The sequence below is a fragment of the Weissella koreensis KCTC 3621 genome (assembly GCF_000277645.1).
Window position 1 is genome coordinate 80317 of record NZ_AKGG01000005.1, and the last position, 23675, is coordinate 103991.

Sequence of the window (23675 nt, forward strand, 5' to 3'; positions counted from 1 at the left end):
AACAAAAACCGAAAATGCGACGTAGATGTATTTTCTTATTAATAGGAGGAAGCAAAGATGGCAGGAGTTGTGGTTGTTGGTGGTCAATGGGGCGATGAAGGAAAAGGTAAGATTACTAATTTTATCGCTCAAGAAGCTGATATGGTTGTTCGTTATCAAGGCGGGAATAATGCTGGACATACAATCTATGTTGATGGTCAAAAATTTGAATTATCTTCGATTCCATCAGGTATTTTTGACTCGAATAAATTAGCTGTGATTGCCAACGGATGCGTCGTGAATCCGAAAGCATTATTAGAAGAATTGACCCAGATTCAGAATCAAGGAGTTCAAACTAATAATTTACGTATTTCGGATCGAGCTCATGTTATTTTTCCTTACCACTTAGCTTTGGATAAACTGGCGGATCAAAAAAAAGGCGAAAAAAAGATTGGAACAACTGGCCGCGGAATTGGACCAGCATATATGGATAAAGCTGCTCGAATTGGAATTCGGATGATTGATCTATTAGATGAGGATGTTTTACGTGAACGTCTTCAAGCTGTCTTGACTGAAAAAAATGAAATTCTAGAAAAAATTTATCAACATGTTGGATTTGAGGTAGAAGAGTTAGTTCAAGAATTTTTGGATTATGGTGAAAAATTGCGTCCTTATATTACTGATACAGCTGGTTTGATAAATGATTATTTACAATCCGGACGTCGGGTTTTGTTTGAAGGCGCTCAAGGGGCAATGCTTGATTTGGATCATGGGACTTATCCTTATGTTACTTCTTCTTCGCCAATTGGTGGTGGGGCTACAATTGGAGCAGGTGTTGGACCAACTCAGCTTAAAGCTGTTATAGGTGTGATGAAGGCCTATACTTCCCGCGTTGGGGATGGTCCGTTTCCAACTGAACTTTTTGATGAAACGGGAGACCAAATTCGCGAAGTAGCGCATGAATATGGGGTTGTCACGGGACGTCCACGACGCATTGGTTGGCTTGATACAGTAGTTATGCGACATGCGGCTCGGGTTGGTGGATTTACGAATCTAGCTTTGAATTCCCTTGATGTTTTATCAGGGCTCAAGGTCTTGAAATTGGCAGTGGCTTATGAAATTGATGGTGAACGAATTACGCACTATCCTGCATCATTTAAAGACTTAGAACGAGTGATACCGGTATATGAAGAGTTTCCTGGATGGGATGAAGATATTACTGGCATTAAGAATCGGAATGATCTTCCTCAAAATGCGCAACGTTACTTATCTCGAATTGAGGAATTAATTGGCACCCCTTTATATACGTTTGCTGTGGGTCCATCTAATGAACAAACAAATATTTTATTTGACTTATGGTCAGAGGCAGAGGGAAAAGCGTAATGGGTAAAATTGGAAGAACAATTGTAACAACGCAAGAAATTAAACGAATGGTTCAAAAGGTGGCGGACGAAATTAATCAAGCTTATGGGACCGAATATGACCAAGTACTCTTTGTAGGTGTGATGAAAGGCGCCTATTTGTGGATGGCAGATTTGCTGCGGGCCTTGAATGCCGATGTCCAAATGGATTATGTGCGGGTGGCTAGTTATGAGGACGATCATTCAACTGGTGAAGTCCAAATTATTCATGATCTAAAGACCAACGTCTTAGGCAAAAAAATCATTTTACTGGATGAAGTTATTGATAGTGGGCTCACACTTCAATATTTGCAAAATGTCTTTTTGCAACGTGGAGCAAGTGAAGTTACGCGGGCAATTGCCGTGGATAAGCGTCCCAAGGCAATTCAAGAGGCTGATCCGGTAGAGTTCGTGGGTACCGTGGCTCCTGATGAATTCTTGATTGGATATGGAATGGATTATAATAATCATTATCGAAATTTACCATATATTGCAGTTTTAGAGCTAACAACTCAGACGGTATAAAATATAATTAAGTGAATGCGTCAATTGGTTTAATTGAATAGATAAAAAAAGCGGCTAAGACTTTGTTTAAGCTGTTTTTATTTTGAATAATTTAAGTTGATAAACAATAAAAAAGAGACCATGTCTGGCCTCTTTTTTATTAATAACGATATTTTGTTTAATGTGATTGTTGGAGGAAAATTAATAGGACGGTTATTGCTTGTAAAATGGTGAAAAACGGCATACGATACTGCTGCTTTAAGTCTAAATTAATAAGGACGGTCCAAGTGAAAATCAAGATAACGATCGCTAGGAAGGTCCATACGTTCCATGATAAGGAAAGAATATTTAATAATAATATGGTTCCAAAGACCAGAGAGGTAATTCTTTTTTGCTGACCGTCGGGGATGAAGATGATACACATATAGAAGAGATAACACAAGAAGAGGGGGAAAAGACTAAACAAGAATGGTTTGGTTAAAAATGTATTTTGCTGGTAGAAAATAACTACTGGAAGAGATAGGGTAGATAGTCCAGAAAAAAGGATTAAGCCAAAAATATTTTGTAGATTAAGCCATTTGACATGAATTAAGACTAAAGCAATTGGCATTAATATTAATATAATGACTTGTTGGATGGTCATTTCACGGTATAAAAAGAATAATAAAATAAATGGGACAATTAAGAGTAAATAATTTAGAACACTTTTAAACTGACGATTAAAGGTAATGTAGATGGTTAAAGCTAAAAAAACAGAATAAGTCATTAAAAGGGGGTTGTTTTGCCATTGACCAGCAGTAAGTTGTTTAGAATAAATGAGGGGGTAGGTCCACCACATTAAAAGCTGGGCAATTGAACCGAGAGTAGGCATAATCCAGAATGTTTTGTAATTTATTCGTTGCTTTATTTTTTGAGCACGTGGTTGTTGAATGTTTTCTTGTTGGTAATCTGATGCAGGTGGCATAGCTTAATAATCCTTTTTAATAGTTTAATATAAGAAAATAGTAGGTATGAAAAATGATAATTAGTTTTTCATACTTCTTATTATAACGTTAATGCATTTGGCTTGAAGTCATTTTTTCGTTAAATATGGGTTAACTTTAAAAAAATCTTATAATCAATAAGGTTTATTTCGCAGATAATTAATTCAATGTTACAATTAAAAAATGTTTAAAACATTTAATGGACGCCATTTAGTACGAGAAGTACTGATAAATAAAGATTTAACAAATTTTATTGGGTCTGAGGATTGAGGATAAATTGATGAAATTAATTTGGAAGATATTTAATAAGTATCAAACGCAAATTTTATACTTATTTTTTGGTGTATTAACTACTATTATTAATATTTTGATATATGGGGGATTACATCTTATACATACTCCTTATCAAATTGCATACTGGACTGCTTGGTTTGTAACGGTTCTTTTTGCATATTTAACCAATCGACGTTGGGTTTTTAGTTCCCAAGCACATGGATTTAAACAACTTAGTGTTGAAGTGTTTAATTTTTATTTAGCCCGTTTTATAACTGGGATTTTAGGATCAGGAATTATGTTTATTGGTGTGAGCTGGTTACAACAAAATGATTTTGTTTGGAATATTATTCAAAATATTTTTGTAATTATTTCTAATTATATTTTAAGTAAGTGGTTTATCTTCAAGCATAAGGAGGAAATGGAATATGACGATTAAATTAATAGCAACTGATTTAGATGGTACTTTTTTAAGGAATGATCGTACTTTTGATGTGGCACGGTTCAACCGGCTCTTGGATCAAATGGAAGACCAAGATGTAAAAATGGTTGTAGCTACTGGAAATAAAGTTGAACAGACTTTGCATTACTTTAAAGAGACTCCAACGAATCGTTTAACTTACATTTCAAGTAATGGAGCAATGGTCTCAGATACCACAGGAATTTTGTATAAGCGACCAGTTTCTAAAGAACAAATTAAGAAAGTCTTGGACTGGAATACGCAGACGCGGGCTAAAATGGAAAATTTAATTGTTTTGTCTGGAATTAAAGCTGCTTATGTTTCTAATCATGCTACACCTGAGATGATTCAAGCAGTGGAACAATTCTATCCTAAGGTGATACAAGTTGAAAAATTTCTTGAAATCGAAGATGATATTTTAGTAATGGAACTTCTTTGGCCAGAAAATGCGGATATTAAATATTTTGTACAAGTGTTGCGTAAAAAGTTTGGTGAAGAACTTCATACCACTGGATCTGGGTTTGGTTCAGTTTCCATTTTAGCAGCTAACACCAATAAAGAAACGGGCCTAGAAGCATTGAGTCGAATTTGGGGAATTAAGCCAGAAGAGATGGTAGCGTTTGGAGATAATAGTAATGATCTTGAAATGCTACGTTATGTGGGCCATCCATTCGTGATGCCAAATGCTGCTGAATTTATGAAAGAGCGAATTTCACAGCAAGCTAAGGCAGATAATGAAAATGATGGGGTCTTAGAAACGATTGAAATGCTATTAGCTGATCAATCTCAAGACTAGGATGATAAGGAGATAATCAGGATGTTTTTTAATAAAAAATCACCGGTTGTATCAACGGAACTTGATTTAGAACGGATTCCAAAGCACGTCGCAATTATTATGGATGGAAATGGTCGTTGGGCAAAAGCTAAGGGCTTACCACGGGTAGCTGGACATCAACAAGGCATGGAAGTGGTTAAAAAAATTACAGTTGCTGCTAGTGATCTGGGAGTTAAAGTTTTAACTTTATACGCTTTTTCTACAGAAAATTGGAAGCGCCCTGCTAGTGAGGTTGGTTTTCTGATGAAACTACCAACTCGTTTTTTTGATACTTTTGTCCCCGAATTGATACAAAACAATGTTAAAGTGCAAGTAATGGGATATATAGATCAATTACCCACAGAAACACAAAAGGCAGTCCAACAAGCCATTGATCAAACTAAAAATAATACGGGAATGGTATTAAATTTTGCACTTAATTATGGTGGTCGTGCAGAGATTATTACTGGAGTTCAGAATCTGGCTCGAAAAGTTCAAACGGGGAGCCTGTCACCAGATCAAATCGATGAAGAACAAATTTCGAATGCTTTGATGACGGCTCCCTTAGCTCCTTATCAAGATCCGGAGTTATTAATTCGTACAAGTGGTGAAAACCGGATTTCAAATTTCTTATTGTGGCAATTAGCGTATAGTGAAATGGTGTTTTTGGATCAACATTGGCCAGATTTAGACGCAGATGGATTTAAACAGGCAATTTCAATTTATCAAGGCCGTGATCGTCGTTTTGGTGGAATTAAAGAAGATAAAAAGTAGAGAAGGAAAATAAAACATGAAAACTCGAGTTATTACTGCGGTAATTGCATTAATAGTTTTTATTCCAACGATTTTGTTGGGAGGAACACTTTTAGAATTAGTCGCAGCTGTATTAGCAGTGATCGCCATGAGCGAAGTTGTCTTAATGCGTAAAAAATTATTTGTTTCATTTGAAGCAATTGTTTCAATGATAGGGGTTTTCTTAATGACCCTTCCATCTGGAATTTGGAAACAATGGAATGCATGGTTACCAGTTGGACTACAATTTTCTTCACTATTATATATTTTCGTCTTATTGATGCTTTTCCATACCGTGGTGAGTCGCAATCATTTTAGTTTTGAAGATGCAGGGGTTTTCACCCTGGCAATGATGTATATTGGAATGGGCTTCCATTTCTTGGTACAAGCCCGGGAAGCCGGAATTAGTGTTATTTTCTTTGGAATGTTAATCGTTTGGATTACTGATTCAGGGGCCTATATGATTGGCCGAAAGATTGGAAAGACACCTTTAGCACCTCGGTTGAGTCCTAATAAAACTTGGGAGGGTTCAATTGGCGGAACTGTAGTAGCCGTAGTTGTTATGACTATTTATGCTTACTTTTTCCCACAGGTTTATAGTTTGCCAGTTATGATCTTGATCATATTGATCTTATCTATTGCAGGACAATTTGGTGATTTAATTGAATCAGGATTGAAACGTTACTACAAAGTGAAAGATTCAGGTAATATTTTACCAGGACACGGTGGAATTTTGGACCGTTTTGATTCAATGATTATTGTTATGCCAATTCTATATCTCTTAGGTGGGATGTTATAATGGTTTAATGATAAAAGAGAGTGAGAAAGAACTCATTAAAGATTACTACATTTAATATATTTTTAGGATTACCCTGCAAGGGTACAGAATAAAATGGGATTAAATAAGGAATCTTTAGTTTTATCTCATCCTCTTTTTTATTTGGTTTAATTGATTTTATCCGTTAACCTAGCGGATTATGGTAAAATAAGGAACAATCTTATTATTTAAATTAGGAAGGTAATTATGAAACAATCTAAAGTGTTTATCCCAACTTTACGTCAGGCGCCTGCCGATGCTGAAGTAATTTCCCACCAAATGATGTTGCGGGCTGGATATATTCGTCCAGTCTCAGCCGGTGTGTATGCATACTTACCACTAGCCCAACGGGTGTTAAATAAAATTGAAACTATCGTTCGGGAAGAAATGGAACGCGTGGATGCTATTGAAATGTTGGCACCAACGTTATTGCCCGCTGAACTATGGCAAGAGTCTGGCCGTTACGAAAGTTATGGACCTGATTTGTTTAAATTGCGAAATCGTCATGATCGTGACATGATCTTAGCGCCTACGCATGAAGAAGTTATGACTGAATTAATTCGTGATGATATTAAGTCATATAAGCGGTTGCCACTAACGATCTACCAAATTCAAAACAAATTACGTGATGAACGTCGTCCTCGTTCAGGACTGTTAAGAGGTCGTGAATTCTTGATGAAGGATGCTTATTCATTCTCTGTTGATCAGGAAGGATTAGATGTAGCTTATAAAAATATGGAACAAGCTTACATTAAAATTTTTGATCGTGTGGGATTGAAGTATCGTGTCATCGTGGGGGATGCTGGAGCTATGGGTGGTTCTGATTCAAAGGAATTTTCTGCCCCAGCCGCAGCCGGAGAAGATATCATTGCTTACTCTGAAGAATCTGATTACGCAGCTAATTTAGAAATGGCCAAGGATCTGTATACGCCTAATAAGTCGCACGCTGCTTTTGCTGAGTTAGAAAAAATTGCAACACCAGAGGTTAAGACAATTGAAGAACTGGCCAATTATCTTAAAAAGCAACCAGATCAATTGGTTAAAACACTTTTGATGATTGCTGATGAAAAGCCTTTGATGTTGTTAATTCGAGGTGACTATGAAGTCAATGAGGTTAAAGTTGCACATTTGACAGGAGCCACTGAATTACGGATGGCAACTGAAGATGAAGCACAAACTTTGCTTGGCTCATCATTTGGTTCATTAGGTCCTGTTAATGTAGACACTGAAATTAAAATTATTGCTGATGAATGGGTTCAAGATATGGTTAATGTTCCAGTCGGAGCCAATGAAGCAGGTTTCCATTACTTGAATGCTAATCTTGAACGTGATTTCCGCATTGATGAAGTTGCTGATATTCGAACTGCCATCGAGGGAAATCAAACAATTGACGGTAAAGGTAAATTAATCTTTACTAAGGGAATCGAAGTTGGGCATATCTTTAAATTGGGGACACGTTATTCTAAAGCTTTAGGTGCCCAAGTTTTGGATAATAATGGACGTCAACAAGATGTTATTATGGGTAGTTATGGAATTGGTGTTTCACGTTTGTTAGCTGCAATTGCAGAACAAAATGCTGATGATAAGGGACTAGTATGGCCTAAAGCGGTTGCGCCTTGGGATGTTCATTTGGTACCAATCAAATATACAGATGCCGAGCAAGGAGCTTTAACTGATCAAATTCAAACACAATTAGTTGAAGCGGGTTATGAGGTTCTGGTAGATGATCGTAATGAACGACCAGGCGTTAAGTTTGCTGATTCTGACTTAATTGGATTACCAGTTCGTATTACGATTGGTAAAAAGGCTAATGAAGGAATTGTGGAAGTCAAGGTTCGTACGGCAGACGAAGCAATTGAAGTTCGAGTTGATGAATTAGTTAATACATTGACAATTTTGCTCCAAACAACGGATGAAATTAGTGAATAGTTAAAATGTTGAAATTAAGAGGCGTTACTAGTGGATTTAGTTGTCCGGTAGTATGCCTCTTTCATTAGATATAGAATAAATTAAGTTTCAATCTATATGATATAAATAGGTTCATTATATTAAATGTAAGTAAAAAGTAATTGGTTGGGAGATCTAAATGAAAAAAAGCGAAATTAAAATATTTATCTTAATCCACCTGATTGTTTTAGGATTTTATGTCATGGTTTATGCAATTCCATCTCGATTTGGATTTTTAATTTGGAATGTCTTTTTAGCGCTGGTACCTTTGGATGTTGCGCTGATTCATAAAACCCTACAAATTAAAAAACAATGGCCCCTTCGAATAATAGCTCTTATTGTTTGGTTGGCCTTTTTCCCGAATGCAATGTATTTGATGACCGACTTTAGTCATTTATCGGCCATTGGAACAGGCTTAGCTAATCCGGCCCAATATTTAAATTATGGAGTACTTTTCACCGGTGTTTTCATTGGAATGCTAATTGGATTATCTAGTTTAGAGATAATTGTGGAAACTTTACCATTTCAAAAGTGGTATTTTAAAACTCCTTTTTATATTTTCATTGCGATTGTATCAAGCTCGGCAATTTATCTAGGCCGTTTTCAACGAGCTAATTCTTGGGATTTGGTAACAAATTTCAAGACATTGATTGACCAGGTTTCTTTTGTGATGAATCCTGATTTGTATTATTTTGTGATTGTGTTTGGTTTAGTACAGTTATTTATTTTTAGTGTTTACCATTTAATTTGGGTAAGGCGTTAAGGATGGGGGAAAAGATGAGTTTATCAGCATCAGAACAATTTCAGGTTTTAGCGAAACAATTACAATTTGAAAAAATTCCTCAGGGATTTAAAAACGCTGAATTACAGAAATTAACGGTTCATGAAAATTCAAAAGTATGGCAGTTTAAATTGAATTTGCCAGCATTACCGGCAGTTCAAGAAACGGCTGATTTTGTTCACCGATTAACGATGAGTTTTCAACATTTAGCTGAGCCTGATTTTAAGTTTAATTTGAGTCAGCAACCAGATGTTGCAACTATTGCACAATATTGGAATTGGGTTATGCAACTACATCAAAATGAGAGTGGAGCCTTTAATCCGGCGTTTAGTCACGTTGTACTAGAGGTAACTGAAAATCAGATTAATTTAAAATTCAATTCTAAGGCGTGGCTTCAATATGCAGAAAAAACTGGAATGACAATTGTTTCTGATACTTTTTATAAGTTGGGTCTAGTTGATCCTTTGCCTTTCAAATTACAAGTAGATGATCAATTAGTACAACGTTCATTGAATCAAAACCAACAACATAGAATGCAAGAACAAGCTGAGATAGCTAAAAAAACACAAGCCAATTTGGAAGCGCAACATGCAGCAATGCTTCAGCATAAAAAAGAAAGTGAAAAAATTGAAGATCAACAGAAGTCACGAGTTCGATCTAAAGTTACAGATCGTTCGATTGGGAAGGGGATTCCTAATGGAGTTATTGTGACTAAAATGACAGATGTTCAAATGGAAGCTGATTTAGTGACCTTTGAAGGATATGTTTTTGATAGTGAAATTCGAGAATTACGGAATGGACGAAAATTAGCGATCTTGAAAATGTCAGATTACACTGATTCATTTATATTGAAGAAGTTTTTGAACCAAGAGGCTGAAGAGCCATGGTTGAAGGATTTGAAAAATGGTGGCTGGTATCGAGTACGTGGAAATATTCGTGAAGATTCATTTAGTCATGATTTAACTATGATGTTTCGGGATATTGAAGTAATTCCAGGCAAAAAAGCTCGAAAAGACCCATATCAAGGGGATGAAAAGCGCGTTGACTTGCAAGTTCATTCGCTTATGTCTACGATGGATGCTACTAATGGAATTGGTGATTATATTAAAACCGCTGCTGATTGGGGCATGAGATCCATAGCTGTTACTGATACAGCTGGGGCACAAGCTTTTCCAGAAGCGTCAAATACAGCTAAACAAATCAATAATAAGTTAAATGATAAGGCAACCCAACAGTTTCTCGTTGAATCTGGAATTGACCCTAATGATCAAGATATAGTTAAAGACTTTTTAAAAACTCATACGAATGAATTATCCGAGTTTATAAAAACCAAGCAAGCTCATTTTAAAATGATTTATGGGGTTGAAGTTAATTTAGTTGAAGATAGTAGTGCTTTTGCACTAAATGAAGATACAACCAATTTAGATGATGCCATTTACGTGTCTTTTGACGTGGAAACGACAGGACTTGCTCCTCGATATGATAAGGTTATTCAATTATCAGCAGTTAAAATGCAAAGGGGAAATGTAATTGCGGAATTTGATGAATATATTAATCCACATGAACCCTTGAGCCCAATCATTATGGATATTACGCATATTACTGATCAAGATTTGAAAAATGCACGGGAAGAAAGTGAAGTTTTTGCTGAATTTAAAGCTTTCTGTGCAGATCATATTTTAGTTGGGCATAACGTTATCGATTTTGATGTACCGATGGTTAATACTACCTATGAACGATTAGGGATGGAGACCATTAGTAATGTAGTAGTTGATACTTTGCCATTAGCACGGTTTGTACATCCTGAAATGCGCCGATTTACACTAAGTACTTTGGCTAAAAAACTAGGGGTACCATTAGATCACGCCCATAATGCCATTTTTGATGCAACGGCAACTGGACAAGTGGCTCGGAAACTTTTGCAAGACATGGAAGAGCAATATGGTGTCAAAAATACGAAACAACTAAATGAGTATGCTGGTAAAGCAGCATCTTGGCGTCACGAGCGTTCTAAGCGGGCAACTGTTTTGGTCAAAAATCAAGCTGGGGTTAAAAATTTATATAAGTTAATTTCAGAGGCCAATGTCAACTATCTCGAACGTGTTCCGCGGACACCGCGATCTATATTAAATAAGTATCGTGAAGGTCTTTTGATTGGAACGGGGGATGCCAGCGGAGAATTTTTTGAGGCCCTTGAAAGAAAAGGAGTTTTGGCAGCTAAAGAGATCGCTAAATATTATGATTATATTGAAATTCAACCTTTAAGTAATTACACCCAAGAATTAGCGCGGGAAATGATTAAAGGAGAAGATCGACTGAAAGAAATTATTAAGGATGCTATCGAAATTGGAAAACAATTGGATAAACCAGTTGTAGTTAGTGGAGATGCTCATTATTTGGATCCTGAAGATGCAATTTATCGTAAAATTTTGATTAATTCACAAGGTGGAGCGAATCCTTTGAACCGTTACCCTTTGCCCAAGGTGCATTTTAAAACAACCCAAGAACTATTGGATGAGTTTGATTTTTTGGGTGAGGACTTGGCAAAACAAATAGTTGTGCATAATACTAATATTGTGGCTGATCAGATTGATGATGTAGAAGCCATTAAAACGGGAAATTATCCTCCAAATATGCCTAATGCGGAACAAGAAATTAGAGAAAAGACTTATCAGACAGCGTATCGAATGTATGGTAAGCCATTACCATTGCAAATAGAGGCACGAATTGAGCGAGAATTAGCTTCAATCATTGGAAACGGATTCTCAGTTATTTATTTGGTAGCGCAACGTCTGGTTGCAAAATCTAATAAAGATGGTTATTTAGTTGGTTCACGTGGTTCTGTTGGTTCATCATTAGTCGCCTTATTAGTTGGGATTACTGAAGTCAATGCACTAGCACCTCATTATTATAGCCAGAAGGGTGACTATGTTGAGTTTGTTGATCCACGTATCTATGGCTCGGGCTATTCAATTCCGATTAAAAGATCACCAATAGATCAAAGCGATTTATTTGGAGATGGGCATAATATCCCATTTGAAACTTTCTTAGGGTTTAAGGGGAATAAGGTTCCTGATATTGATTTGAATTTTTCAGGTGATTATCAATCCTTTGCGCATAACTATATGAAATCATTGTTTGGGGAAAATAATGTTTTTCGGGCGGGAACTATCGCAACTGTAGCTGATAAGACGGCTTTTGGTTATGTAAAAGCATATGAACGGGATCTAAATGAAAACGTGCGTAAACAAAAACAAAAGGATTTAGGGATTAGTAATTTAGACGATGTTCATCTTTCGGAAGAAGAGGTAATATCATTTAAAACAGCTGAGATTGAAAGGCTGTCTGCTGGTTCAACAGGAGTTAAGCGAACGACTGGTCAGCATCCGGCTGGAATTTTAATCGTTCCTGATGATATGGAAATTTATGATTTTACCCCCATACAATTCCCGGCGGATGATATTAAGGCTAAATGGAAGACAACTCATTTTGATTTCCATTCTATTCACGACAATATTTTGAAAATGGATATTTTGGGACATGATGATCCAACGATGATTCGTGCATTACAAGATATGTCAGGGATTGATCCAACAACTATTCCAATGAATGATGAAGGGGTCATGAGCCTTTTTCAATCACCAGATGTTTTGGGCGTTAAGGCAGAAAATATTTTCTCAAAAACTGGAACGCTAGGTGTACCAGAATTCGGAACAGCTTTTGTCAGGGGGATGTTACAAGAAACGAAACCGACCAGTTATGCTGACTTACTCCAAATTTCAGGACTATCTCACGGGACCGATGTATGGCGAGGTAACGCAGATGAATTGATCGAAAATGGGTTAGCTGATATTTCTACCGTTATTGGAACACGAGACAAAATTATGACGGACTTAATTAATTGGGGGGTTAACCCTGAATCAGCCTTTCAAATTATGGAAAAAGTACGTAAGGGAAAAGGCGTTTCTGAAGCCTATCAAGCTGAATTGCGTGATGCAGGAATCCAAGAATGGTATATTGAATCTCTTCAAAAAATCCAATATATGTTCCCATTGGCCCACGCTGCTGCCTATGTTTTGATGGCTTTGCGGATTGCCTACTTTAAAGTCTATTTTCCAACTTTGTATTACGCAGCTTACTTCTCGATTCGAGCTAGTAATTTTGATATTGTTACGATGTCTCGTGGCTCACAAGCACTCAAAGGTCGAATCATAGAGATTAATGGCCAAGGATTAGATGCATCAGCTAAAGACCGCGATCTTGTGACCGTGTTGGAAGTTGCTAATGAGGCAACTGAGCGTGGAATTGATTTTGGGATGGTAGATCTATATAAATCAGATTCGGAACAATGGATTATTGATGGGGACGTTTTGTTAGCACCTTTCAATGCAGTTCCTAGTTTAGGGGATAACGTTGCAAAGAAAATTATTGCAGCTCGAGCGGAAGGCGAATTCTTATCTAAGGAAGATTTGGCTAAACGTGGAGGTGTTTCTCAAACGTTGATGCAATTTTTCGAAGATAATGGTGTTGTTGATGGAATGTCTGAAGAAAATCAGATGGCACTTTTTTAAAAATGATGTATAAAAAAAGGTGTAATGATTGGTTTAGTTAAATTTTATACTTATGTGAGAGGTTGGGTGTTTTTATCCTAACCTCTTTTTTTTACGATGAACTTTCATTTTATTGAGATAAATGATTAATTCATAAAGGCTGCTTTAGGCTTAAGATGGTTATTCTAAAATAATAAAATTAAAAGTTCTTTTTAAATAAGCTGCTTTTATAAAATTTAAATCTAGTATTATCAAGGGATAGAGATGTCGATAACAACGTTCGTCAAAAAAATATCAAATCAGTAGTTGACGAACAATCGGATCTAAGGTATATTAATTAAGTCAGATACGAACGGCAACTTCGGTTGTTGAAACGAATGACAAAATTAAATAAAATAAGTTGTTGACATTAAATCGGCTACTTGTTATACTAATTAAGTTGTCTCGTGAGAGGCGATGAGTAGAACATTGAAAACTAAATAACGTTTCGATGAAACAAATGTGCAGGTGTGTCTCATATTTATAATATGGAAGATACAAACATTTGCGAAGTCAATTTCGCTAGTAAATTCGTTTAACAACTGTTAAACAACAACAAAAAAAGATTGAGTTATACTCAAGCTTTTCAATTTTAAATTGAGAGTTTGATCCTGGCTCAGGATGAACGCTGGCGGCGTGCCTAATACATGCAAGTCGAACGCATTGTGGTTGAAATGATATGAAGAACTTGTTCAGATTTGATTTTCAACATTGCAATGAGTGGCGAACGGGTGAGTAACACGTGGGAAACCTACCTCTTAGCAGGGGATAACATTTGGAAACAAATGCTAATACCGTATAATAATTAAAACCGCATGGTTTTAGTTTAAAAGATGGTCTTGCTATCACTAAGAGATGGTCCCGCGGTGTATTAGTTAGTTGGTGAGGTAATGGCTCACCAAGACAATGATACATAGCCGAGTTGAGAGACTGACCGGCCACAATGGGACTGAGACACGGCCCATACTCCTACGGGAGGCAGCAGTAGGGAATCTTCCACAATGGACGAAAGTCTGATGGAGCAACGCCGCGTGTGTGATGAAGGGTTTCGGCTCGTAAAACACTGTTGTAAGAGAAGAATGACATTGAGAGTAACTGTTCAATGTGTGACGGTATCTTACCAGAAAGGAACGGCTAAATACGTGCCAGCAGCCGCGGTAATACGTATGTTCCAAGCGTTATCCGGATTTATTGGGCGTAAAGCGAGCGCAGACGGTTATTTAAGTCTGAAGTGAAAGCCCTCGGCTCAACCGAGGAATTGCTTTGGAAACTGGATAACTTGAGTGCAGTAGAGGAAAGTGGAACTCCATGTGTAGCGGTGAAATGCGTAGATATATGGAAGAACACCAGTGGCGAAGGCGGCTTTCTGGACTGTAACTGACGTTGAGGCTCGAAAGTGTGGGTAGCAAACAGGATTAGATACCCTGGTAGTCCACACTGTAAACGATGAGTGCTAGTTGTTCGAGGGTTTCCGCCCTTGAGTGACGAAGCTAACGCATTAAGCACTCCGCCTGGGGAGTACGACCGCAAGGTTGAAACTCAAAGGAATTGACGGGGACCCGCACAAGCGGTGGAGCATGTGGTTTAATTCGAAGCAACGCGAAGAACCTTACCAGGTCTTGACATCCTTTGACCACTCCAGAGATGGAGCTTTCCCTTCGGGGACAAAGTGACAGGTGGTGCATGGTTGTCGTCAGCTCGTGTCGTGAGATGTTGGGTTAAGTCCCGCAACGAGCGCAACCCTTATTGTTAGTTGCCAGCATTTAGTTGGGCACTCTAGCAAGACTGCCGGTGACAAACCGGAGGAAGGCGGGGATGACGTCAAATCATCATGCCCCTTATGACCTGGGCTACACACGTGCTACAATGGCAAGTACAACGAGTCGCCAACCCGCGAGGGTGCGCAAATCTCTTAAAGCTTGTCTCAGTTCGGACTGTAGGCTGCAACTCGCCTACACGAAGTCGGAATCGCTAGTAATCGCGGATCAGCACGCCGCGGTGAATACGTTCCCGGGTCTTGTACACACCGCCCGTCACACCATGAGAGTTTGTAACACCCAAAGTCGGTGAGGTAACCTTTTATTAGGAGCCAGCCGCCTAAGGTGGGACAGATGATTAGGGTGAAGTCGTAACAAGGTAGCCGTAGGAGAACCTGCGGCTGGATCACCTCCTTTCTAAGGAAAATCGGAAACCTGCATATTCGTTGAAACGTTATTTAGTTTTGAGTGTTCTACACTCAATTTAATTTTATTGGGGAATTAGCTCAGCTGGGAGAGCGCCTGCTTTGCAAGCAGGAGGTCAGCGGTTCGATCCCGCTATTCTCCATTAACACTTCGGTGTTAAATTAGTTCTTTGAAAACTGAATCATATATATAAATTTTAAAAATTTCAATTTTATTGAATACAATATAAATTGAACCGAGTAAATCAATAGTTGATCATCGCAATGATGATTGACAGTGAATTACACCGCGTTATTTTTTGAGTTTTTTAATTAGTTCATCACAATATTTATATTGTGGTAATCGCAAGCGACCGTTAGGTCGCATACTCAAGCTTGAATCATCAACGAAAGTTGATCGGTTAAGTTATTAAGGGCGCATGGTGAATGCCTTGGCACTAGGAGCCGATGAAGGACGGTACTAACACCGATATGCTTCGGGGAGCTGTAAGTAAGCTTTGATCCGGAGATTTCCGAATGGGGGAACCCAACTTGTTATGCAAGTTATCACTAGTTGAATATATAGACTAGTTGAAGGTAGACGTTGTGAACTGAAACATCTCATTAGCAACAGGAGTAGAAAGAAATATCGATTCCGTCAGTAGCGGCGAGCGAACCCGGAAGAGCCCAAACCAAAGTGCTTGCACTTTGGGGTTGTAGGACTACCGTTGTGGAGTTACAAAATTGTATGTTAGTCGAAGTGGTTGGGAAACCACGCGAAACAAGGTGATAGCCCTGTAGACGAAAACGTACAATCTCCCGTGTAGGATCCTGAGTACGGCCGGACACGTGAAATCCGGTCGGAATCTGGGAGGACCATCTCCCAAGGCTAAATACTACCTAGTGACCGATAGTGAACCAGTACCGTGAGGGAAAGGTGAAAAGCACCCCGGAAGGGGAGTGAAAAAGTTCCTGAAACCATGTGCCTACAAGAAGTCAGAGCCCGTTAATGGGTGATGGCGTGCCTTTTGTAGAATGAACCGGCGAGTTATGATTACATGCAAGGTTAAGGTGGAAAGACCGGAGCCGTAGCGAAAGCGAGTCTGAAATGGGCGACATAGTATGTAGTTGTAAACCCGAAACCAGGTGACCTACCCATGTCCAGGGTGAAGGTGTGGTAAGACGCACTGGAGGCCCGAACCTGTGCATGTTGAAAAATGCTAGGATGAGGTGTGGGTAGAGGTGAAATTCCAATCGAACTTGGAGATAGCTGGTTCTCTCCGAAATAGCTTTAGGGCTAGCCTCGGAATGTAGCGTATTGGAGGTAGAGCACTGTTTTGGTGCGGGGCCCATCTCGGGTTACCAAATTAAGATAAACTCCGAATGCCAATTACGTATGTCCGGGAGTCAGACAGTGAGTGATAAGATCCATTGTCGAAAGGGGAACAGCCCAGATCGTCAGTTAAGGTCCCTAAGTGTGTGTTAAGTGGAAAAGGATGTGGAGTTGCATAGACAACTAGGATGTTGGCTCAGAAGCAGCCACCATTTAAAGAGTGCGTAATAGCTCACTAGTCGAGTGATTCTGCGCCGAAAATGTACCGGGGCTAAACACACCACCGAAACTACGGGTGCCACGTAAGTGGCGCGATAGGAGAGCGTTCTATGGGCAATGAAGTCAGACCGTGAGGACTGGTGGAGCGCATAGAAGTGAGAATGCCGGTATGAGTAGCGAAAGACAGGTGAGAATCCTGTCCACCGAATGACTAAGGTTTCCTGGGGAAGGCTCGTCCTCCCAGGGTTAGTCGGGACCTAAGGCGAGGCCGAAAGGCGTAGTCGATGGATAACTGGTTGAGATTCCAGTACCAGGTGAACATGTTTGAACGATGGAGGGACGCAGAAGGCTAATGGATCCCAGCGACTGGAAGTGCTGGGTTAAATCACAAGTTTTGGGAGTAGTTAAATGCTTATCCCTTTAAGAACAAGTGATGATGAGGATCGAAATAAAGTAGAGAAGTCCATGATGTCACGCTGCCGAGAAAAGCTTCTAGTTAGTGTTTACCTGCCCGTACCGCAAACCGACACAGGTAGTCGAGGAGAGAATCCTAAGGTGTGCGAGTGAACTCTCGTTAAGGAACTCGGCAAAATGACCCCGTAACTTCGGGAGAAGGGGTGCTCAGCGCAAGCTGAGCCGCAGTGAATAGGCCCAGGCGACTGTTTATCAAAAACACAGGTTTCTGCAAAATCGAAAGATGACGTATAGGGGCTGACGCCTGCCCGGTGCTGGAAGGTTAAAAGGAGTGCTTAGCTTCGGCGAAGGTGCGAATTGAAGCCCCAGTAAACGGCGGCCGTAACTATAACGGTCCTAAGGTAGCGAAATTCCTTGTCGGGTAAGTTCCGACCCGCACGAAAGGCGTAACGATCTGGGCACTGTCTCAACGAGAGACTCGGTGAAATTTAAATACCCGTGAAGATGCGGGTTACCCGCGACAGGACGGAAAGACCCCATGGAGCTTTACTGTAGCTTGATATTGAGTGCTTGTGCAGCTTGTACAGAATAGGTAGGAGCCGTAGAAATCGGAACGCTAGTTTCGATGGAGGCAATAGTGGGATACTACCCTCGTTGTATGATCACTCTAACTCACACCACTAATCGTGGTGGAAGACAGTGTCTGGCAGGCAGTTTGACTGGGGCGGTCGCCTCCTAAAAGGTAACGGAGGCGCTCAAAGGTTCGCTCAGAATGGTTGGAAATCATTCGCAGAGTGTAAAGGCATAAGCGAGCTTGACTGCGAGACTAACAGGTCGAGCAGGTACGAAAGTAGGACTTAGTGATCCGGTGGTTCCGCATGGAAGGGCCATCGCTCAACGGATAAAAGCTACCCTGGGGATAACAGGCTTATCTCCCCCAAGAGTCCACATCGACGGGGAGGTTTGGCACCTCGATGTCGGCTCATCGCATCCTGGGGCTGTAGTCGGTCCCAAGGGTTGGGCTGTTCGCCCATTAAAGCGGTACGCGAGCTGGGTTCAGAACGTCGTGAGACAGTTCGGTCCCTATCCGTCGCGGGCGTAGGAAATTTGAGAGGAGCTGCCCTTAGTACGAGAGGACCGGGGTGGACGTACCACTGGTGTATCAGTTGTTCCGCCAGGAGCATCGCTGAGTAGCTATGTACGGATGAGATAAACGCTGAAAGCATCTAAGTGTGAAACTCGCCTCGAGATGAGATTTCCCATTCGAAAGAAGTAAGACCCCTTATAGATGATGAGGTAGATAGGCTAGAAGTGGAAGTACCGTGAGGTATGGAGCGGACTAGTACTAATGGTTCGAGGACTTAACCAAGTTGAATACGACGTGGTGGTTCAAGGTGTATTGTTAAAATTTATAAATATATATGATTCAGTTTTGAGGGAACTAACTCTCAACAATTTAATACGTGTCGTGACGATAGCACTGAGGTCACACCTGTTCCCATCCCGAACACAGAAGTTAAGCTCAGTCACGCCGAAAGTAGTTGGAGGATCGCCTCCTGCGAGGATAGGAAGTTGCGGTGCATGTTTGAAGCTCATCATTTTGATGGGCTTTTTTGTTATGTTTTTTGAAAATCAGGTTTCTTTCTAGTATGGAATTTAAACAAATCAATCGATTAGATCAACTATATGGGTGTAAGCTTTTTTTAACGAAGAATGAATTACAAGATTTAAAAAAGACTGCTTTTTATCAAAGTCAAAATAGATTTATTGAAATTACAAAACCGATTAAATCAGATATATGTCAACGCTGCTTTAATAAGATTAAAATTAATTGGAAATACCCTAAAAATGGAATAAAATACTGTTGGTATTGTAAAGATATGGGGACTATCAGAAGTAATGATTATTTAGTGATAATAAAAGATCCTAAACAGTATTTAGACAATAGTAAAATAAATTGGAAAGGGCAACTAACATTACAACAACAAAAAATAGCTAATGAGCAATTGATAGCATGGGAAAGGAAATTAAATCATTTAACATATGCGGTGACTGGATCTGGTAAAACTGAGATATTATATCCACTAATTAATCAAGTATTGTTAGAAAAAGGTCGTATTGCTTTAGTAGCACCACGTGTTGATGTAGTAATTGAATTATCTCAGCGTATAAAAAAATATTTTAATGGATCCATGACCGTATTACATGGAGAAGAACATGAAATTAAATACACACAATTGTTAATTTGCACCGTTCAACAATTGATGAAATTTCATCAGACTTTTGATTTAATTGTAGTTGATGAAGTAGATGCATTTCCTTTACGAAATAACAAAGCATTAGAAAAAGTAATTGAGGAAGCAAAACGACCTCAAGGGGTAAAATACTATCTTACTGCAACACCTTCAATTAATTTATTACGTAGAGTTAAACATACTAATTGGAAATTGTCATTTTTAGCTAATCGATTTCATGGTTATCCATTACCAATAATACAAATATATATTTCGCCAAAATGGAGAAAAAAATTACCCATTAAAATAGAAAAACAATTATCGAAATATCAAAAAAATAAACGCTGCTTTTTAATTTTTGTACCGCAAATAGAGGATTTAAATTTAGTGAAGGCGATGATGCCTAAATCACTGTCTGTTGCTACCGTATATTCCAAGCACCCAGAAAGATCCAATAATATTAAAAAACTAAGATCACGCGAAATTAATGGGTTAATAACTACTACAATCTTAGAACGAGGAGTTACTTTTTCAGCATTAGATGTTTATATTTTGGGTGGTGATGAAGTAGTTTTTACTTATGAGACTATTTTGCAAATAGCAGGTAGATGCGGGCGAGATGCTGAGTACCCTAATGGAAATGTGTGGATATTTACCGCTGATATTACTTTAAGAATGTTACGAGCTAAAAAAGAGATTCAGTGGTTAAACAGTTGGAGGGATCATCATAGTGAATTGTGAAATTTGCAAAAAACAAATTTTACGGACATGGAATGTTAAACAATTTATTTTTGGTAAAACAATTGAATTGTATGATATTTGTAATGGATGTCGTAAAGATTTTAATGAAATAGGAGCGATCTTTTGCCCAGGATGTGGTCGAAAGCAAATGAATTCAAAACTTTGCAGTGATTGTAATCTTTGGAAAATTAAAGGCTATCAAATAATAAATAACCGAGCCATATATTGCTATAATCAAATGATGAAGCAGTATTTTAGAGAATATAAATTTAGAGGCGGGTATCATTTGAAGTCTATTTTCATGGGTGAAATAGAGAAGATTACTGATAGTAGACGAACATTAATTGTAATTCCAATTGCAAATGATAAATTACAAAAAAGGGGATTTAATCAGAGTAGTGGACTGATAAGCGCGCAAACTAAATGGATTGACGGACTTAAGTGTCAGAAACATTTTAAAGCTACTCAATCTAAAAAAACGCGATATCAGCGAATTAACACTCAGCAATGGTTTGAACTAAATATTGATCCAAATCAGATTGAAAATAAAAAAATTACATTAATCGATGATATTTATACAACTGGCAGAACCCTTTATCATGCAGCTGATTGCTTGTATCAGGCTGGTGCCAAAAATGTGAATTCGATTACATTAATAAGATAAAAAAATGTGAACGTCTTTATTTATAATATAATATATGTTACAATGCTATTACAGGAAAGAAAGATAGCGGTTTCATCTAAGCCTGTGCGGATTTAATTGAAATTGATAAATCCAATTAAAAAGAATGGAGATTAACACTATGCTAGAATTTATTGTACGTGGTGAAAATATCGAAGTAACAGAGGCAATTAAGGCCTACGTCATTAAGCGTCTAACTCGTTTAGAGCGTTATCTTAATGATGACAATAAGTATGTAGCGCATGTCAATTTGCGCTCATACCAAGAACGGACTTTTAAAATTGAAGTAACCATTCAGTTGCCATATCTCCTTCTCCGAGCTGAAGACACCCAAGATGATTTGTATCAATCTATTGATTTTGTTTCAGATAAATTGGAACGACAAATCCGAAAATATAAGACTAAGGTAAATCGTAAGTCACGTGAAAAGGGTTATAAAGGTATTGATACCTTTATGAATGAATCATTGGATGAACCTCAATTAGAAGAGGAAGAAGATGCTCAATTTGAAATTGTTCGAACTAAGCATCTTTCATTAAAGCCAATGGATGTAGAAGAAGCTATTCTTCAAATGGATCTATTGGGTCATAACTTCTTCGTCTTCCAAGATGCAGAAAGTGATTTGCCAGCGGTAGTTTATAAGCGTAAAGATGGTAAGTATGCTTTGATTGATACCGATTTATAACATTAAATAATTGATTAATCAAAAAGATCAACTACGATGATAGTTGATCTTTTTTAGTATAATAATAATAAATTTAAGACTTTCAAAAGCTTTGTGAACAGGGGACTGTTATAATAAATAGTAAGAAAATGAGGTGAATCAGATGTATTTAGATAGAATTGAAAAGGTTCGTAAAAATTTAGCTGTTTTTAACGCTGATGGAATGTTGGTAGCAGAGGGGGATAACCTAAAATATTTAACTGGATTTTTAGGTGGAACTGGGGATGGTCTACTATTGATTGGAACATCTGAGAAGAAGGCAGCACTGATTACAGATGCCCGTTATGAAGAAGAATTAAGGACTAGTTTACCTGAGGGAATTGATCTATTAATTACTCGTGATTATTATGGTGTTGCAATGCTTGCTGCTAAAAGATTTAAAATAAATAATTTAGGATTTGAAGATACTTTGCCATTTAAAATATTTGATGTATTGGATGAAAATTTTGAAGGACAGGATGAAAATTCAGATATTGTTCCAATTCCAGAATTAGTAGAGTGGTTACGCCAAGTTAAGTCTGAAAACGAGTTAGATGCACTACGTCATTCGACTGAAGTGGCTGTCAAAGCATATGAAGAATTATTGACAAAGGTAGAGGTAGGGATGACAGAGCGGCAGGTTGCTAATCTGCTAGATTTTATTATTAAAGGTTTGGGTGCAACTAGTGCATCATTTGAAACAATTGTTGCATCTGGCTATCGTGGCGCATTACCTCATGGTGAGGCAACTGATAAAAAATTAGCTGAAGGTGAATTGGTCACGATTGACTTTGGTTATTTTGTGGACGGATATACGTCAGATATTACACGAACGTTTGCCTTAGGAGCGGTTGATGATGGAGTTAAAAAAGCTTATCAGGTAGTCCAACAAGCAAATCAAAAGGCCATTCAAAAGATTAAAGCAGGAGTATCAGCTGGTGATGTTGATCAAGCCGCACGAGAAGTGATTGATCAAGCCGAATATGGTAAATATTATACCCATGCAACCGGACATGGCGTCGGATTAGCCATTCATGAAGGTCCCGTAGTTTCAACACAAGCAGAAGAAAGACTTGAAGCTGGAATGTTATTGACGATTGAACCTGGTATTTATATTCCAGGAGCATTTGGAATTAGAATTGAAGATGATGTTATTGTGACTAAAAATGGGGTTGAAAACCTAACTAGTGAGTTAACGACTGATTTAATTAGCATTGATAGGTAAGCATGATGGAATATTTTATAGCCGATTTACATTTTTTTCATGAACAGTTATTACAAAGTGAACATTTTTCGCCCCGTCCATATGATGATTTGCAGGATGAGCATCAAGGCCTACAACAGGCTTGGAATGCTAGGGTGACAGAAAATGATACAGTTTATCATTTAGGCGATTTAGCTTTTTTAAATAAAATTAAACCAGCTAAAAAAGGTTATCAAGCACTTTATGAATTATTATTAAGCCTCAATGGACAAATTGTATTGATTAAGGGAAACCATGATACTCGGGATTTATTTAAATTTTTACAAAATCAACATTCAACATTATCTGATGGTCGTCCTAAATTTAAATTTCATGATGTTGGAATGATTGTGAAAGCTAATCACCATCAATTCTTTTTGACACACTATCCTTTGATACTGGGGCCAACCGCCTCTAGTGTTAATTTACATGGTCATATTCATCATAGTCAGGTAGCAATTGCCGAAAATATTAATGTAGGAATTGATAGTTCCGATCTAGAATATTTAAATTCAGACGAGCGTCCTACTTGGGGAACACCATTGAATTTATCTGAAATTGAAATGATTTTAGAGAGGAAACGTCATCAATTATCAGAATAGCCGA

The 23675-nt window shown here is 38.2% G+C and carries 15 protein-coding genes, 1 tRNA gene and 3 rRNA genes; 18 read left to right on the forward strand and 1 reads right to left on the reverse strand.

Annotation, left to right across the window (positions count from 1 at the left end):
* The first annotated feature begins 57 nt into the window (after window positions 1-57).
* Both JC2156_RS01090 and hpt read left to right on the forward strand, forming a co-directional pair.
* Window positions 58-1362: an adenylosuccinate synthase gene (locus JC2156_RS01090; RefSeq protein ID WP_006844998.1), complete on the forward strand. Its 1305-nt coding sequence runs from the start codon at window positions 58-60 to the stop codon at window positions 1360-1362.
* Window positions 1362-1904: a hypoxanthine phosphoribosyltransferase gene (gene hpt / locus JC2156_RS01095; protein WP_006844999.1), complete on the forward strand. Its 543-nt coding sequence runs from the start codon at window positions 1362-1364 to the stop codon at window positions 1902-1904. Before JC2156_RS01090 ends, hpt begins: the two co-directional genes overlap by 1 nt.
* Window positions 1905-2061: 157 nt before the next feature.
* Here hpt and JC2156_RS01100 read toward each other — a convergent pair whose 3' ends face one another.
* Window positions 2062-2847: a hypothetical protein gene (locus tag JC2156_RS01100; RefSeq protein ID WP_006845000.1), complete on the reverse strand. Its 786-nt coding sequence runs from the start codon at window positions 2845-2847 to the stop codon at window positions 2062-2064.
* Window positions 2848-3146: 299 nt separating this feature from the next.
* On the opposite strand from JC2156_RS01100, the gene JC2156_RS01105 reads away from it, so the two are divergent.
* From JC2156_RS01105 to JC2156_RS01180, 16 genes are all read left to right on the forward strand, one after another.
* Entirely contained in the window at window positions 3147-3578 is a 432-nt protein-coding gene (locus tag JC2156_RS01105) for a GtrA family protein (protein ID WP_006845001.1), read from the forward strand.
* The gene (locus JC2156_RS01110) at window positions 3568-4395 is read left to right on the forward strand and encodes a Cof-type HAD-IIB family hydrolase (RefSeq protein ID WP_006845002.1); all 828 of its coding nucleotides are present in this window, start codon (window positions 3568-3570) and stop codon (window positions 4393-4395) included. Before JC2156_RS01105 ends, JC2156_RS01110 begins: the two co-directional genes overlap by 11 nt.
* Window positions 4396-4410: 15 nt before the next feature.
* Window positions 4411-5187, forward strand: a complete 777-nt coding sequence (locus JC2156_RS01115; protein WP_193785806.1) for an isoprenyl transferase — start codon at window positions 4411-4413, stop codon at window positions 5185-5187.
* Window positions 5188-5203: 16 nt separating this feature from the next.
* Entirely contained in the window at window positions 5204-6004 is an 801-nt protein-coding gene (locus tag JC2156_RS01120; RefSeq protein ID WP_006845004.1) for a phosphatidate cytidylyltransferase, read from the forward strand.
* 225 nt (window positions 6005-6229) lie between these two features.
* Entirely contained in the window at window positions 6230-7951 is a 1722-nt protein-coding gene (locus tag JC2156_RS01125; protein ID WP_006845005.1) for a proline--tRNA ligase, read from the forward strand.
* 157 nt (window positions 7952-8108) lie between these two features.
* Entirely contained in the window at window positions 8109-8732 is a 624-nt protein-coding gene (locus JC2156_RS01130) for a DUF1361 domain-containing protein (RefSeq protein WP_006845006.1), read from the forward strand.
* Window positions 8733-8746: 14 nt separating this feature from the next.
* Window positions 8747-13321, forward strand: a complete 4575-nt coding sequence (locus JC2156_RS01135) for a PolC-type DNA polymerase III (protein ID WP_006845007.1) — start codon at window positions 8747-8749, stop codon at window positions 13319-13321.
* 611 nt (window positions 13322-13932) lie between these two features.
* Window positions 13933-15513: ribosomal RNA gene (locus tag JC2156_RS01140) — 16S ribosomal RNA — on the forward strand.
* 78 nt (window positions 15514-15591) lie between these two features.
* Window positions 15592-15664: transfer RNA gene (locus JC2156_RS01145), tRNA-Ala, on the forward strand.
* Between the two features lie 256 nt (window positions 15665-15920).
* A 23S ribosomal RNA gene (locus JC2156_RS01150) occupies window positions 15921-18835 on the forward strand.
* A gap of 95 nt (window positions 18836-18930) precedes the next feature.
* A 5S ribosomal RNA gene (rrf, locus tag JC2156_RS01155) occupies window positions 18931-19047 on the forward strand.
* The 16S, 23S and 5S rRNA genes sit together here with 1 tRNA gene alongside, the layout of an rRNA operon.
* A 68-nt stretch (window positions 19048-19115) precedes the next feature.
* Entirely contained in the window at window positions 19116-20441 is a 1326-nt protein-coding gene (locus JC2156_RS01160) for an ATP-dependent helicase ComFA (protein WP_006845008.1), read from the forward strand.
* Window positions 20431-21105, forward strand: a complete 675-nt coding sequence (locus tag JC2156_RS01165) for a ComF family protein (protein WP_006845009.1) — start codon at window positions 20431-20433, stop codon at window positions 21103-21105. The genes JC2156_RS01160 and JC2156_RS01165 overlap by 11 nt, the downstream gene beginning before the upstream one ends.
* Before the next feature lie 139 nt (window positions 21106-21244).
* The gene (gene hpf, locus JC2156_RS01170) at window positions 21245-21808 is read left to right on the forward strand and encodes a ribosome hibernation-promoting factor, HPF/YfiA family (protein ID WP_006845010.1); all 564 of its coding nucleotides are present in this window, start codon (window positions 21245-21247) and stop codon (window positions 21806-21808) included.
* A gap of 142 nt (window positions 21809-21950) precedes the next feature.
* The gene (locus JC2156_RS01175; protein ID WP_006845011.1) at window positions 21951-23051 is read left to right on the forward strand and encodes a M24 family metallopeptidase; all 1101 of its coding nucleotides are present in this window, start codon (window positions 21951-21953) and stop codon (window positions 23049-23051) included.
* Window positions 23052-23056: 5 nt separating this feature from the next.
* Window positions 23057-23671 carry a metallophosphoesterase gene (locus JC2156_RS01180; RefSeq protein WP_038240987.1) on the forward strand — a complete coding sequence of 205 codons (615 nt, stop codon included), beginning with the start codon at window positions 23057-23059 and terminating at the stop codon, window positions 23669-23671.
* The last annotated feature ends 4 nt before the right edge of the window (window positions 23672-23675 follow it).

Excerpts from the sequence above, each read along its gene's own strand:
- JC2156_RS01090 (WP_006844998.1), top strand. The coding sequence starts at position 58 with ATGGCAGGAGTTGTGGTTGTTGGTGGTCAATGGGGCGATGAAGGAAAA.
- hpt (WP_006844999.1), top strand. The coding sequence starts at position 1,362 with ATGGGTAAAATTGGAAGAACAATTGTAACAACGCAAGAAATTAAACGA.
- JC2156_RS01100 (WP_006845000.1), bottom strand. The coding sequence starts at position 2,847 with ATGCCACCTGCATCAGATTACCAACAAGAAAACATTCAACAACCACGT.
- JC2156_RS01105 (WP_006845001.1), top strand. The coding sequence starts at position 3,147 with ATGAAATTAATTTGGAAGATATTTAATAAGTATCAAACGCAAATTTTA.
- JC2156_RS01110 (WP_006845002.1), top strand. The coding sequence starts at position 3,568 with ATGACGATTAAATTAATAGCAACTGATTTAGATGGTACTTTTTTAAGG.
- JC2156_RS01120 (WP_006845004.1), top strand. The coding sequence starts at position 5,204 with ATGAAAACTCGAGTTATTACTGCGGTAATTGCATTAATAGTTTTTATT.
- JC2156_RS01125 (WP_006845005.1), top strand. The coding sequence starts at position 6,230 with ATGAAACAATCTAAAGTGTTTATCCCAACTTTACGTCAGGCGCCTGCC.
- JC2156_RS01130 (WP_006845006.1), top strand. The coding sequence starts at position 8,109 with ATGAAAAAAAGCGAAATTAAAATATTTATCTTAATCCACCTGATTGTT.
- JC2156_RS01135 (WP_006845007.1), top strand. The coding sequence starts at position 8,747 with ATGAGTTTATCAGCATCAGAACAATTTCAGGTTTTAGCGAAACAATTA.
- JC2156_RS01160 (WP_006845008.1), top strand. The coding sequence starts at position 19,116 with ATGGAATTTAAACAAATCAATCGATTAGATCAACTATATGGGTGTAAG.
- hpf (WP_006845010.1), top strand. The coding sequence starts at position 21,245 with ATGCTAGAATTTATTGTACGTGGTGAAAATATCGAAGTAACAGAGGCA.
- JC2156_RS01175 (WP_006845011.1), top strand. The coding sequence starts at position 21,951 with ATGTATTTAGATAGAATTGAAAAGGTTCGTAAAAATTTAGCTGTTTTT.
- JC2156_RS01180 (WP_038240987.1), top strand. The coding sequence starts at position 23,057 with ATGGAATATTTTATAGCCGATTTACATTTTTTTCATGAACAGTTATTA.